Genomic DNA, 15086 nt, shown 5'->3' with positions numbered 1-15086 from the left:
TTGATAATGAGCAGTGTCAAAGTCAACTCCAAATTCCCGCGCCGAATGTGACGTGTTGCCCTCCGACATGACGGCTACCAAAATGTGGTGCCGCCTCGTGAACAGCCCGATCCATCAGAAACAAGCGGCCGTACATGCGCCCACCATGCCCAATGCGAACAGCATGATGGTGATGCCAGACTTCGGTGGCACGCCGCGCAGGAATGTGGGCGCGTCGGGCGCTGGCATCAGCCCGCGCAAAATCTGTGCTGCGATCCGCACCGAGGCGGATTTCGAAAGATGCTCTGGCCGTGCCGCCCGGCTCAAGTCCGCGTCGCCGTGTTCCACCGGGATCGGTAAAATGGACGATCCGAGCGTATGGGTGTGTTCCGGCCACAAATCGATGTGGCCGCGCGCGGCGGCGTTGCCCGCTAATGATATTGCTGGGCGCAAGATGCTGTCCGACAATCCGTGAGCGGTGGCCTGCGGTCTGCTGTCGCTTTAATTCTTGACCTGCGATACGATTGGATGACCTAGCGGGCATTAGTAGCTTCCTTTATTGTCGACTTGCGCACGGATTTTGTTTCCAGTCCTGGTTGACTAATCGAGGTCGACATTGGTTCAGCGAGCTCAATTGGGGAGTTGATGCCGTTCAACAGGGTTTGCAGTGCGTGTGAGTGGTGCGGCTGATCCGAATGTGGGCTTACTGAATCTGTCAGCGCCTTAACGTAGAATTGGTATGCTTCATCTGGCGGGATAGCTTGGTCTGGAAGCGCACAAAAACCAAGTTCGCTCAGGGCAGAAATCGAGCGAGAATTGTCAGCAAATGCACAGGTGTACACTGCATTGATCCGGTGGATAGCGCTTAGGTGTTTAAACAGAGTAACGGCCGCGCGTTGTCCGAAGCCTTGACCTTGATAGTCCGCGCCAATCCAAAAGTAAAAGAATGCGCTGTGCTTAAAGCACGACGCGGACACTACGCCAACGAAGCCGACTTCGTTATCGATCACGGCATAAACAAATTTGTTATCTTGCTGGGTGTGTTGTTCAATCCAAGCCAAGAGATCCTCCATGGCTTCAAACGCCGGCAATGCGGTCATCACCGCAATGGAAGGATCACGATATTGGAGCCAAAAGTCCTGCGCATGATGCGGCGATAGCGGCATTAACCGAAGCGTTCCAGAGTCAAGTCGAGCAGTCGTTGAGTTGAGTTCGAATGGCATTTGAGATGGTATGGTGACCACGTAGTTCAACAGTCCTTTAGCTTCTTCGTACAAATTCGAGTTTTCTAAGTCGTCGCATTGAGTAATGCGGCGCAGACTGGTAATTGTCTGGTCAATGTTGCCGCGACTGAGACAGGACAGAGCATAGGCAAATCTGGCCTCATGATTATCTGGGTTACTTTCCAGCACAGCCATCAGTATTCGGCATGCCAGCTGATGCGCGTTAAACTGCTGAGCAATCATGGCTAAGTGAACGTAATCCTCATGTTCTTCACGAAAGGTGTAGACTGCGTCCCACATCTTGTTAAACAGTGCGCGCCAATCTGACAGTTGCTGCACCGTCAATCCGGCTAACGCCGCGCTTAACTCATCTAAATAGCGAAATAGCAGCCTGGCGTCATCTGCCACTTCTGATACCAGCCAGTATATAAAATCGGCGCCGCCGTTAGCCGGATTGGCGACGCCGGCAACATGATTTGCGTAATGAGCAGACTCATGACGAACGGTCGTAAGAACGGTGCTCAATTGCGCGGCGTCGCAGAACGAAGCACGTCGCGGGCTACCGAAGTAAATGAGTGATGTCAATGGCGATTGGCTGGAGCGCTGAGCGTGTAGGGCTTGCCCGCCCTGCTCCGACGCATACCAGGTCAATGCATGGCCATTGACGGGTAAGAATAATCTGGGTGAGTCGACCAACTGAGGCAGACCTTGCTGTCGTAGGTCTGACTCAAGGTGGAAACCACGATGAGAGGTTAGCCATAGACACTCGTGGTTAGCAATCTGACGAATATGCTGTATGCAATCAAATGCACCATCTGGGATGAGCGTGTAAGCGCTGTCAAATCGAGCGAGGTACCGTTGCTCTAAAGGACTCAAGTCAGTTTTCTGGTACCAATGAAACTGAATCGGTTCACTCGCGCTGGTTTGTTTGGATACGTAGGCTGTGTTGCAATGACCGTAGTGGATGTTGATAAACGAATGAGGCAGACCACTAAATACGCCATTAGCGATAACGAACAGCGGGTTTTCAATGCTTCGGTGTCCAAGCGTGAGCTGTGTGCTGGAAAGTTCGATATACGAATGAGTGAGTGCGTTAAAATGAACCGGTTCAAGGTGTCCAGTTTTGATCCAAGAAGACAACACAGGGTGCGACCAGCACTCGGAAACACGTTCCGTTCGGCTGTCTGCAAGTAGGTAGGTCGGATTAAACCGGCTCCACTCATCGTCATTTAAGGTGGATTTGAGCGCATCCAAACACCAGTGCGCAAACTGGCCATCCCCAGCTTCGAGCTGCAATATATAGCCAGGCTGCTCGGTATCGAAATGTCCGGCGTTAAGTGCCTGTCGCCAAACCCGCACGATGGCATCGGCGTAATCGGTCGCCATGCCGCGACTCTGCAGTGGGGCAGCATCCTGGAATTCTGCATATGTTGGTTGATCATCGACACGTTGCCAGACACGACTTTCGCTAAATTCCACCAGGCATTCTGCGTCGTGGCCGGATGATGCTTTCGAAGAGGTGGTCACTTTGTCGTTGCTCATGATCTTGTTCTCCATTGGTATGCGCTCAGGAGTGCAGCGCATCGGGTGACGCGTCTTTTTGTTGAATCCCTAACATGTCAAAAATATTGATATGCCCTTGTTGTTGTACAAACAGTTCCTGATACAGTTGGCTGGTGTTCATTTGCCCCCAGTCAATGGCTTTGTAGATGAGGTATGGTGCAGGACTGTGAGGGTCGTCCTGGACGAGATAATCAGCAATACTGCGCAGCGCGTGATACGCATCCTGGCGATTCTGCAGTGACTGCGTTGCTTCGGTGACCGAGCTGTGAATCTGCATCGAGTCCTCGTTTTGCACTCCGTCGGCTGATGTGTCTTCAATTGGCCGTAGGTGACTGCCACGCTGCTCAAGTTGTTGATACGCGAGTCCGGCGATTTCCTCTAGTGTGCCGATAAAATCCGCCATACTTGGTGACTCGCCAGCCAGCTTCGCATCCAACAGGTATACCAGCCTGTCCGCTGCAAGTAGCGCGAGTTCAAGGTCGGCGTAAAGTGTTTGATAGAACGTCACTGGCGTTTGATTGATATTCATTGACACCCTCTCTACGTCAAGGTCTTTGGGGTCAAATTTTGTCTCAGGGTGCGCTTGTTTCAACTGGGTGTTCCGCAAGGCGAGCTCCCAGTCAGTCCAACTGTAGTTGACCTCTGTGTCAACGCGCGCTGATATCGGGACCTGTTTAAGAGCGAGTATCAGTTTGGTGTTGATCCAGGCAAACAGATTAATCCGGTGTTCTAGGTCAGCTTCTTTCGAACAAGGATGCATGTCAGGCCAGAACTGGTGACTTAACTCTGTAATTAAATGCAGGCATGGGGCCAGCGCGCCGAATCCGTCGGTATGCAGACGTGCCTCCAATAGCCAAATGGCGAGCTGTAGGTCCTTGCTCTGATGCGCCAACGTCGTCAGGCATCCCTTGGATACGGCCTCCCAATCAGCACTGCGCAATTCAATATCCCATACGCCCCGCGGGGTTGAATTATCATCTTGAACACGTGCGGCCTGAATACGTTGGTAGACCTCCTCATCTGCAAGGTATGGACCAGTTGGATTTTCGGCAGAGATTGGCGAAACATACTCAGAGAGCGGTGCTGACATGTGTTGTTTAAAAACACGTTCTAGTTCGGATATGACTGCGTCCATTAGTTACCTCACAGGTTGGGTGCCCTAGCAGGAAAGACAGGCGGAAACTCGCGCTTTTCTAACTGCTTGGTGGTTGAATTAAGGCTGTAAATGTCCAGACCAACGACGAGGTCAATCGTCGTCGACACGGTATCTGGCGTACTGCCCGGAGTGGTAGAGGGGCGTGTTGCTGAAACCCCAAACTGCAACAACAGTGAACCTGAATCCGGTTTAGTTGCCTGTGTCTCAAGCGCTGTCTTATACCGCTGAATAAGACGGAACAAAGACCAAGCGCCTGTTTCGGTAAATCGAATAACGCCTTCAGATACGCTCGTAGCCGCCGTATTGGAAGGCGCGAGCTGATACGCTGAGGATGCAGCGAGACGAGCGACAAACTCGGCATCGGCCCCGTAATTCCATACCAACTGGGTTGCACTGCCCGGGATGCCAATTCCCAAGCCATTGCTGACTAAGTACTGGCTGATGACCTGCGCTTCACCGACAGACGGTGTGAGCAGTACCTTAAATTTAGGTTCAACGGTTAAGCTGGCAATTGGGTTGTCATCACCCGACGAAGTCACTAAGTTGTCGGCAAAAAAATCGGATACCTTACTCAACTGCGCAATGAATGTTTGTGCCTCTGAATAGCGCGCGTCAGTCTTGGCTTTTAATGTGAGGTCGGCAAGTAACTCGGCACGGACCGTGTTGAATTGTGTGAAGAATTGTTTAACTGCGGCTAGGCTTGCATCCTGCTTGATAGAAGGCATGGTCCCAACAAACGGATATTTGCCACTCAATGTCGCATTGAATTGCTCGACGACCCAGGCATAGTTTTTCTGGGTGATGTCCTGTCTTGAGTCACTGCAAAACCCCATTACGGCGGTGAGAAAGCTTGTTTGGAAAGCCGTAAAGATATCGTCGCCAGCATCGACTGTGTAAGCAGGCGGACATTGATCGACGGTCATAGTCAGAGTTTCGGCAAAGCGCTTTTCCAGTACCGCTAAGGCGTTACTGGGGTTTTTTAACGCTGAGTTGCTGAGCACAACCAAGGTTGATTTCCAGCGCTTTTCAAGCCCAGACTGATCGCCGCCCTGCCCTGAATCCGTATTCAAAAGGTAGGTGACTGGACCTTGCGTGTAATTGAGCGCGATAAACTGTGCTCGTTGGCGTTGAGCCAGTAAGTAATCGTCCATACTGGATTTGTCCGTCAACCCGTACAGGCGAGCGAGTGCCGTAGGTTGGGTTGCGTCAAATGTATTCTTAGGTTGGTACAAGCCACTGCTCGCTACTAGCTCATCTGCAGATCGAAGAATCATGAGAGCGGATTGCCGCGACAGTTTAGACCAGAGCTTGGCGTCAGTTTGCACGCCAAGCTGGTTAAATATATTTCCTAGTTGATAGAACTGTTGTGTGGCTTCATTAAAGTTCTGTACTTGCGCAATGAGCTGTTGCTCAGGTGTTGCCTTACCGCTCTGTTTACGGGTAACTTCGCTGATTGACATGCGCGTTGCGAGTGAAATCTCCTGCTTTAGCGCGCTTCTGAGCTGAATTAACATGTCTTGCTGGAGCAAATAGGTTGCTCTGGATTCTGGGGTTTGCTCGGAGAGTGCTATGGCCCCAAAATTACTCGTGGCGTAGGCTTCGTATTCTTTATAGTAACCAATCGCGTTGGCTAAATGATTCGTGTCCCAGTAGGAAACTTGTTTCGGAGTAACCGGCGCATTGTTGGTATTTACGCTCATAAATGCCAGACCTTGAACGCTACCGAGGCTATTACGAAACGCTTTAACCTGGTCGCTGAAATCAATTTCGCCCAATTCGGTTTGTACAAACAACGCGGAACCATTGTTGCTTTGATTCTTTAGCAACTGGATAACAAAGTTTTCTTCACAGTGACGAGACTCAAACAATCCTATGGTGCTGTTTGCGTTTCGACTGCTCGACGTTGAATGATTTAGCCAGACAGCATTTATGTTTGATAGGCTTTCAAACATGCGTTGACACGGATTTAAGTTTTCTTGTGGTGCAATCCAGTTTTGTTCTAAGAAATCAAACCAACGATCCATAAGTACATAGTCGTTGCCCTCAAGCATGCCAATGCTGGTCTTGAGCAAAGTTGACCCGCTTGCCCCCACGCTACTCACCACATTAACCGGACTGACGGCGTCCGCCTGAATCCGTGTGTATATGGTGTTACTGGTCTGACCGACTCGCCGCCAGAATAGATCTGATGAGTCGCCATCCACACTTCCGGGCAGATCTGGGCAGCGCGGATTCGGTCTCTCGTAGTTATAGTTCAATTGGTTCAGCGCGGCTTCATACAGCGTGCTGCGACGGAAGAAGCCTTGCGGAGGATTGATGCCGTAGAGGGCTTTTATCAGTTCGGAAAACTCGGTAAGAATGTTCGGGTTTTGATACCTTGCAGGCTCCGATAAGCTAATAAAGTCGTGTCTACTCCGGTGAAACGTGTGGAGCTTCTCTAACCACACGCTAACAAACGGCCACTGCTGAAACCGTTGGTTGATGTCGTCTTCGTTTAGTTGCGGCTGGTATCCCATCAATGACTTAAAGTTCTGTGACAGCCGACACTCCAATGCCGGAAAGACCTGTTTTGCGAACTGATTGTCGGCGATGCTATTGATCAGTTCGTCATCAGCGCCGGAAAACCAGGAGATCGGTAGCGCTGCACGAGAGAAAGAGCGTGCATCCACGGTGCTTAACTGATTCAGAACACGATACACATCGTTATACCCGGTCGAATTGATGGACGCTGATGGACGAACTTGGTTTAACGCACTCCCTGCCGTATCAAACTGTGATTTCACACTCCACAAGCTCCAGGCCCCTAGGATAAACAGCACCACTAACGAAACAGTACTCGCCCTTTTATAGCGGGCTAGCATTCGTTGGTGAGATAAAAGCCCTTGGTTAGTTGGTGTTGCGAGGTTTGATTCAGCGACGATCTTCTTCTCAAATAGCTCTACCACAAACACGTCGTCACTGGCGCGCGTTTGATTGTTGTTGTGACCGGTGAAGTAAAGTCCTCTGAATAAGAAACGATTGTTGTAGGTGGTCGCTTTGAACAAGGCATCGCAGAGCGTTGACAGCTTGGTTTGCAAGCGTTTTAACTCCTGATCAAGAAGGACGAAATCGTCGCCTTTTGCGAGTTTCAGCACGCTTGATGATATCAGAACTTGATTGCGATTGAGGTCTCTGATGACCGAAGCGAACGCGTCTGAGACAGATCGGCTGCGATATGGGTCGTTTACATCGAGATCGCTAGACCAGCCAAATATTTGATCACGCTGCGTCCAATTTTGTGCCAGAAATGCGTCGAACCCTCTAATCGACTCACATTCACTAACAATGAAATAAATCGGTAGTTCAAAAGGCACATTACTGTCAATGATGGTGAGGTCAACGAGCGCCTTGTCGATCAGTGCGGCAAGTTGCTCTGTGTCGGCATCGATAAGTGATCGGCCCGGAACCGACAGGATGATGCCGTCTAGTGGCCTCTGAGGACGTCGCTCACAAATGGTCCGAATGTCAGACTCCAGCCGTTTTCCAGATTCGGTATCAATGAGGTCGTAAACGGTGAGACTTTTTAAAAAATACCACCTGTTTTGCTTGGTTTGTCGTAAAACAGCATTCATAAAACGCGGTGCCATACGACGTATGCTGCTGGGTGAGATGGTTCGTAACAACGGTTTATCTGCGACGAGGTTAAGTACCAAATACCACGGTATATCGTAGACTTCCTGCGAGCGATTAAAGCCCTGACGAACAATTTCCCTGAACACTTCAATTAATGCATAGATTCGTGCTTTGAAATGTTTTAGAACGCGAGACAAACCACTTTCTTCGGTGCTCACTTGCTGTGCGGGAACTTTGAACCATATCCATAGAAACGCGGCAAAAATGAGCAGCACGATGCACACAATAACCAATGCAGGGTATGCGGCCACCACTTGGCGGAATTCGAGCAGTATTTGCTGAAGCATCGCCATCACTCACTCAACCCGAGGAAGAACGAAGTGGAAATCCAAAGCCAGACACTACTGGTGAGGATGAGATACGAAATCAGCGACCAGAAGATGATCTTATGCCAGCGCGAAAAAGGCTCAAGTCGTGTGGCGCTGGTTGGGTTAACGATTGACCCGTAAGCGGCCGGGAACAAGTGTGGTGTCTGGTTGGGTACACCGGTTTTAGGCAGCAATCTATCGAGCAACGTTTTCACGAGTTTTTCGTTACCGCGTATGCGACCTCTAAAACCAAGTTGCAAAGTAAGAATGAACAACGCTGCCAACTGTTTTTCGAAATGGCTCAGTACGTCTTTCTTGAGCAAGGTCTGAAGACGTCGAAAGTATTCGTCACCTGCTATCGCGGTGGAAAACGCCCCCGATTCCAGTGAAAACTCATGCCAATATCGTCGCCCAAACCAATTGAGCTGAATCAAGAATATCTCGTCGGCCAGCGCGCACATCAAATAGCTCGCGTCGCGGTAAGCCGCGAATTCAAGCTGGCTGGTGTGACTTGCCACGTATTCGGTTTGACTAGCCAACGCAGCGCGCAGATAAGAGGAAAGCAAGCGTGTAGATTCCCGCTCAGACAAATTAGCTGGAATATCTTCGTCCGTGATCGAGGGCCAGTCGATAGCGCCTTGCATGATCATGGATTTAACATGGCGAACACGGCAATAGAACTCTTTGAACAGAGCGATATTATTCAGTTCTTTCCATTCCAGTGCGGCGTTCATGGCATACCTTTCAATCGCACCTAGCTCGTGTACAACCAGATAGACTCTGGGAGGATATCGTCGTCCCGCTGACTGGCACTGCGAATAACCAGTCGCTCGCCAAAGCGGATATAGCTGTCCGTGGTGTCGATCACAATGACTACCCGCTCTTGGTCCGACTCCGACTCGAAGATCGGTTTTGCCAAAATACGTCGCTGGGCCCCTAGCAGACGTTTTTGATCAGCGGTGTCGAGTTTAGATTCGCTGACGATTCGCACAGATTTCACATATTCCATGAGCGCTTTCTCCGTGACCCCGCGCTCACCGCGTAATTCGATAGTGAGCGTATCTGTGTCGTTTTGTTTGAGTAGCATGATGCTAAAAAGCGTATCTTGCTGATCAAATTTGAGCAGATGAAACTCGGACTTGATGGTGCTGATCAGACTAGCCAACCATGAAATAACGGAACTAAAGCCAACATTAAGATCGTTGTGGTCATAGATTGGCATCACGGGTGGAACAGGATTGGCAGTGAGCCGTGTCAGCTTTCCGATGGCATCGCAAAAAGTGCGGTAGACATCGAATGGGTGAATGTCTGAATTAAGCGCTAGCTCCAATGGCGGCAAGACTGCGCCTAATATTTCGGACATCTCGCGTTTTCGCATTCGCACCGATCGTGTCAACCCACTGGCTTCGGATGCGGAAATCCCTGCAAGTTGTATCGCCTTTTGACGAATACCTTGCACCAGTCGTTCAAGGTTGGTGAACAATGCGGCGGCACTGGTTATGTCTCTGGCACCAGCACTTCGGACCGGCGGTACATAGCGGGTATGTTTAAATGTCCCATCGTTTTCGCGTTTAATCCGCATAATGGGCATGGCGACATATTTACCCGGAGGCGTATCACCAACGAATAGGCTCAATCGGGGCTTGAGCCGATACACCTCTACCCCGTTTTCTCCGGTGTTTTCATCAACCACTGGTGTGTTGTCCGTCATTGAGTCAAAGCGTTGAATTTCAGACAACTGGTGCGCCGCGCCTTTGTCTCGGATGGGTACAACAAGGTGCACCAATGCCTCAGCGCCCTCGCGTTCGAAGGCTACTGAAGACGTCAGATCAATTGTTAATTCGGCGTCCAGCTTGTCATCATGATTGACCACCAAACCGTCTGGCATCATGCCGTACAAAGAGCGAATACGTAACGTTCCCGAGAGTAATGACGTGCCATCGTAGCGCAGTTGCACTAATCCCCAAAAATAAGGCGCGAGCAACGACAGTTGGTGCATGCGTTCGTTCTCATGATACGCCTGGTCTTGCTGGAAATGCTGTGGCGATAACAACATACCCTCGTGCCACTGGACTGGAAATTGACGTTGTTTTACAAGTTGCATCGGTATATTCCTCAGTGCGTTGAATCCTATTTCGTCTCAACAATGTCTATTTGGGCTTTGTCTAAGGTAATGCGCGGCTTCTTAAACGGTGAGATATCGAGTGTGTAATCGGGTGACTCTTTCAGGTAGTTTGCAAACAGCAACACCTTGTAGGCCTTCTGGTAGGGAATCGGGAATTTGCTGTGCTCTTTGTCTGGTTTGAGAATGACTTGTGACACCGGCACCAGCTCATATGAGAAAACGACAAATTTACCGGGATATTGAAGTTGAAATTGTCGGCGTTCGGTAAACCACTGGCGTGCGGTGTATTTGCTAAGTTGTGTGACCAGCGTGTCCTCAAACAGAAAGACAAGATCCACTGCAACTGCCGTAGATTGATTCACGTCATCGGTCGCGACTAAATGTACGGTTTGAATTGCGTTGTCACTGTAGCGTGGCAATACCAATTCAAGTTGCGTACAACTGGATAGACTGACCATCATCATCGAGAGCAACAGGCTTTGTGTTACTGCGTTGTTCATGTCAACACCATCACTTTGAGTTGACTGGGTGACAGGGTGGCGCCAACCATATTTCCCATCGGGCCATTCTGCTCGGTTGGCATTAACATCTTCACCACCGGAAAAGCCGTGGCGAACACTTTGAAACTTCCCAGAATGTGGCGCTCAGGGCCCATCACCATGCCCGAAGCAACGCCACCCAAAACGCCCGGATTATCTCCGTTACTGATGTAGGCCATTGTCATTAAATTATGAATTGGCATGGCCTGAATGAACTGATTGAAGACGGTCGGAATTGACGTCGATGTCAGTGCGATATTCGGGTATGGAATCGGCACCGGACCCGCTGGCGTCGGGGTATTGCACACATCTGGGAACGCAAAATGAATAGCTGGAAAGAAGGTATTTTGAAACATAACTACCCCATATTGATACGATCAGCATCTAATCGCAGATCCTTGTTTGCGGTAATAATGTGATTCTCCGCGTCTGAATGAAGGACTTGGTCTGCTCGAATCAAGCCGGTGTCAAACTTACTCACCCAATGGCGCATGACGTTGACCATTGAATCTAGGGCGGTCAAAAACAAATTGGTACAAGTAAGTCGAATGTGCTGGCCACATTCCATGGTGATGTCCGACGCGCTGCGTACTGTCACCGACTCGTCCCCGGTAACATCAACGTGTCTAGCGCGAATCTGAAGCTGTTCAGCGAATGGCAGCTCGAAGTAGGCTTGCTCGCGAGGTGCTGCTATGAGCAGTGCGACAACAAACTTACCCTCAGGTGTGTCTAGAACTGCAACATAATCCCCTACTCCGAGTCGTATGCCGAGACCATGCGCCACTCTGGCAACGTGTTGTTCATCGAGGGTCACCGAGCCCTGGTTGACTGCCTTGATGTAATCAAAAGAAAGTGTCGCTGATTGGTCAGTCGACGCGGCTGTTGCTAACGTGAGTAGTGCATTCATTTAGATGAGACCTCGTTGTACTAATAACCTTTCTGCTTCGGCTCGACCGGCCAGCTCCGGCGTGGGAGTGGCGGTTAGGAATACCTCGGCGCTGGCGTGCTCGACCAGCATGCCAAAGGCGTTCAAGTGGCTTGCCTCGGCGTTTTGATAATCACACTGATACAGTTGTGCACGCGCCCATGTGCTGCGATCTAGGCGTGCATTGGAAAACACGCTGTCAGCAACTGATGCATAACTAAAATTCGCACATTGAAGATCACAACCCTTAAATCGGGATTGTTTGATGTTGGCATTCTGAAAACAGGCCATGGATAAATTGGCTGCGCCAAACTGGCAATGCTCAATATTGGCCTCGCTGAATATTGACTGAGTCAGATTAGTCCCGCCGAAATCACACGCTTCCAGCTTTGCCTGAATGAAGATGCATTGCTCCATCTGTGCACCACGAAAATCTGATTCCACAATTTCGCACTCTGAGAAGTTGCAGCGAAGCAGATAACGGTCTTGAAACGACCACGCAGTAAGACGGCTACCCACGAATAGCGCCTGCTCAAGGTGCGACGGATCAAATTCAATCCGGCTAAAATCTGTCTTTGCCCAGGCTACATTCACTTGTTTCCCGCCAAGGATGCGCAGATCGGTAACCGTATTTTGCAGCAATGCAGAGGTGTCTATCGTCACAGCGCGCCAAACCGAGTTTGAGAGATCGCATTCGGCAATCTGACAGCGCGAGATATGAATCTCCTCAAGCTGTGTACCGGTAAATTGACATTTCATTAATGCGCACTCAGTCATATGTCCAGCTGCAAAGGCAAGTTCTGAGAGTTGACAGCTGACAAAGCGTGTTTTTTCGAGATGCAAACCCAGAAATTCACAACGAGACAAATCACACTCGACAAAGATGCAGTTATTCATGGTCTGCCCATTCAGACGTGAACCGGCTAGGTTTACATTATGAAAAACGCCGCCATTGAGCGTGACCTGACTCAGGTCACGATTTGATAGATCAACATTTACTAGGGGCTGGCCAGCCTCAACATGCCGACTCAATTCGAGCAAATTCATATTCGAACCTCGATGTGGCTTGGTAGGTTCTTGGCATCGGTCAGGTTACACTGATCAAACGAACTCTCTTTGGCGTTTACCCCAAAAAACTCCGCACAATTTAGTTCCGATTGACGCCAGCGACTTTTACGCATGAGGGATTCGGCAAAGTTTGCCTGCCGGGCATAAGTATTATCGAACCGCGCCCCTGAGAATACGCACTGGTAAAACGCCGCGCTTTGCAGGTCGGCTCTATTCAAGGGGCAGTCAGTAAAGTTGCCTTGCTTTATCGCGGCGTTCGCAAAATTCGACTCGGTTAGGTCGGCACCCTGAAATCCAATAATGTTTGCTGTTGCGCTGGAAAAGTTGGCTCCGACCAAAGCGCATGCGCCGCCGAACTGCACACGATCGAGCGCAGCATGTTGGAAGTCTACTTCGGCGGCGTTAACCTGCGCAAAGATGCTGCGCGTAATGATGCTCTGTTGAAACGAGTTCGCCGTAAGCGATGAATCAAGGAACATCGCCTGAAAGAATGTCGCGCCGATGAATGATGTCTTGATAAATGCAGATTGCATGAAACGGACATTGTTCAATAGGCAGCCATTCAATAAACAATCAGTGAAATGGCTATTGATAAACGACGCGCCGTCAAGTTTGGCACCACTGAAGTCGCACCGCGTGAAATTCGCTTCGAGTGTCATCGTGGCGCCAATTTTTGCATGTTTAAACTGGCAATTAGCGGCTGTTACTTTTGAAAAATTAGCACCGCCCAATTGACACTGGTTGAGGTTAGCGTGATCCAGCTTCGCCCCTGTGAACACGGCATCCTTGAGGTTGGTGCCGGTAAATAGGCACCCCGTTAAGTCAGCGCCTTCAAATTGCGTTGTTTCTAAGTCCGCACCTGTGAAATCAAGGTCCCGCAAATCCGCGCCGCTCAAATCCAACCCAGCCAACGATTGGCCTCGAGCCATTGCTGACAGTACCGCCTCACGCAGTCGTTGCCTAGCTGTCTGAGTAAGTTGGTCCGAAGCAGTGGTATCAGTCGGACTTAGGCGACGGCCCGTGATACTTAAAGAATGCAGATGTTGTTGTTTCTCAGAAGAAATACCTACATCTGGTGCGGCTTGTATTGCGTCGAATCGTCGTCCTAAGTCGCTTGTTGTGAGTGGTTGTTCGGTTGGCGACTCGCTGGGCGTTAGATCCAAAGATTCAAGTTTAGACTCGCTGTCGGACTTTGCCTGCTCGGCTAGCCGTGTTAAAGCTTGCAAGGTGTCGGTTAAATCGACATCGCCGCGTTGAATCGCTTGCTTGGGAACCGGGGGCACTAATATTTTGGTTGGCGTTTGCTGCACGGCTTCGGCAATACTTGCATCGGGATCAACTCTGTCAAGAATCGCCTGTTTGGATTGCGCTACTTGAGCGTGCAACTGACTTTGGGAATCGAGTTTTTCTGCGTCTAGTCGAGCCTGCTCTTCCTTGGATTTACGTGGGGAAAGCTGACTTTCATTGAGCACATGAGCTATCGCGGTCTGATGGTCTGTTCTGGCTGCGTAAATTTTCTGGTACTCAGCTTGAGACCGAGGTGCATCCTTTTGACTCTCATATGCGAGCATCAGTGATGCAATATCCAAAGCATCACTGTCGTCAATATCCGATAAGCCACGATACACCATCAAACCAACGTCTTGGTCAGGGAAAAACCATACGGTATCGATCCGCGTTGAGACTTCTTCGAGGCTGGTCTGGGCATGCTTCCTTACAAATGCACGTACATGAACATTGGGCAGCGTACCCTGGATCGTAGGCGAGGTCGGACTAACACCCCACAGTTCGAATGACTCGTTGCCTTGTACCTTGCCATGAATCCATTGGTCCGCCATCGCGGTGTTAAATACGGCTGGGTCATGATCCGGAGGAAGTCCAGGATAGTGATTCGCCAGCCAGTCATCGTCATATGTGCCAGCGCGTGTAACGCGACTTGGTGCAGTAATGGCAACGGGGCCAAAACACGAAGCCGTCATTCGGTCTTCCGGTCTACGCTGCGTTTCGTTTATGGCACGTAGGCTTGGTCTAGACACGCTTGCGCCGACAGCAAGATTGCGCATTTCGTCGGGGCTAATGAAACCCTGCCCTACGGTGTTTTCAGCAAAACCATTGCCACCGAAGGCGTTTTTCCAGGTCAAATCCATCTCGTCAAAAGGTGCTTCTTGTGTGAGGGTCCAGCCTTGATCAGTAAATAACCAAGACTGCTCACCAACGACCTGCACGCGTTTTTCGAATTTATCCCCTAGCCTGACTCCCACCTCCATTGAGACAGCTTTTTTGGGATTACGAGCATACGCCTTGCCAGAGAGCAATACTTCAGGGAACTGTTTAGGCGCGCCGGTATCCAATACAGTGCCCTCGTCCAAACAGGCCATCATCTTGTTCCACGCAAGCTGTTCCGGAACGACGGTGCCGTCAGACAAGGAAAACCACAACAACGGTGAAACACATAGCTGGTGACGCCCATCTAAATACAGTGCGCGATGAATTAGTCCGAGTTTAAGTGGCTTAATAATTTGCATGTG

The 15086-nt window shown here is 50.1% G+C and carries 11 protein-coding genes; all 11 read right to left on the bottom strand.

From position 1 onward, the window contains the following. Positions 1–22: 22 nt before the first annotated feature. From IE055_RS17010 to IE055_RS16960, 11 genes are read right to left on the bottom strand one after another with little or no spacing between them, the layout of a single operon-like run. Positions 23–523 carry a hypothetical protein gene (locus IE055_RS17010; protein ID WP_189402893.1) on the bottom strand — a complete coding sequence of 167 codons (501 nt, stop codon included), beginning with the start codon at positions 521–523 and terminating at the stop codon, positions 23–25. Further along, a complete protein-coding gene (locus IE055_RS17005; RefSeq protein ID WP_189402892.1) occupies positions 513–2744 on the bottom strand; it encodes a GNAT family N-acetyltransferase in 2232 nt (743 codons plus the stop codon). The genes IE055_RS17010 and IE055_RS17005 overlap by 11 nt, the downstream gene beginning before the upstream one ends. A gap of 25 nt (positions 2745–2769) precedes the next feature. Further along, positions 2770–3900 carry a type VI secretion system protein TssA gene (tssA, locus tag IE055_RS17000; protein ID WP_189402891.1) on the bottom strand — a complete coding sequence of 377 codons (1131 nt, stop codon included), beginning with the start codon at positions 3898–3900 and terminating at the stop codon, positions 2770–2772. Between the two features lie 8 nt (positions 3901–3908). Further along, positions 3909–7880, bottom strand: a complete 3972-nt coding sequence (locus IE055_RS16995) for a type VI secretion protein IcmF/TssM N-terminal domain-containing protein (RefSeq protein WP_189402890.1) — start codon at positions 7878–7880, stop codon at positions 3909–3911. A 5-nt stretch (positions 7881–7885) separates the two neighbouring features. Continuing rightward, complete coding sequence (locus IE055_RS16990) at positions 7886–8635, bottom strand: DotU family type IV/VI secretion system protein (protein ID WP_189402889.1); 750 nt, start codon at positions 8633–8635, stop codon at positions 7886–7888. 20 nt (positions 8636–8655) lie between these two features. Beyond that, positions 8656–10005 (bottom strand): type VI secretion system baseplate subunit TssK, encoded by a 1350-nt coding sequence (gene tssK, locus IE055_RS16985; RefSeq protein ID WP_189402888.1) that lies wholly within the window; start codon positions 10003–10005, stop codon positions 8656–8658. A 26-nt stretch (positions 10006–10031) separates the two neighbouring features. Further along, complete coding sequence (locus IE055_RS16980; protein WP_189402887.1) at positions 10032–10526, bottom strand: hypothetical protein; 495 nt, start codon at positions 10524–10526, stop codon at positions 10032–10034. Then, on the bottom strand, positions 10523–10921 hold the full coding sequence (locus tag IE055_RS16975) for a DUF4150 domain-containing protein (RefSeq protein ID WP_189402886.1): 399 nt from the start codon (positions 10919–10921) through the stop codon (positions 10523–10525). Before IE055_RS16975 ends, IE055_RS16980 begins: the two co-directional genes overlap by 4 nt. A 2-nt stretch (positions 10922–10923) precedes the next feature. Further along, complete coding sequence (locus IE055_RS16970) at positions 10924–11472, bottom strand: hypothetical protein (RefSeq protein WP_189402885.1); 549 nt, start codon at positions 11470–11472, stop codon at positions 10924–10926. Next, positions 11473–12537 (bottom strand): pentapeptide repeat-containing protein, encoded by a 1065-nt coding sequence (locus IE055_RS16965; protein ID WP_189402884.1) that lies wholly within the window; start codon positions 12535–12537, stop codon positions 11473–11475. It lies immediately after the preceding gene. Next, complete coding sequence (locus tag IE055_RS16960) at positions 12534–15083, bottom strand: DUF2169 family type VI secretion system accessory protein (RefSeq protein ID WP_189402883.1); 2550 nt, start codon at positions 15081–15083, stop codon at positions 12534–12536. Before IE055_RS16960 ends, IE055_RS16965 begins: the two co-directional genes overlap by 4 nt. Positions 15084–15086: the final 3 nt, after the last annotated feature.

The organism is Arenicella chitinivorans, assembly GCF_014651515.1.
GTDB classification, from domain to species: domain Bacteria; phylum Pseudomonadota; class Gammaproteobacteria; order Arenicellales; family Arenicellaceae; genus Arenicella; species Arenicella chitinivorans.
Note: the sequence above shows the minus strand (reverse complement) of the source record. Positions and strands in the feature narration are given on the sequence as shown.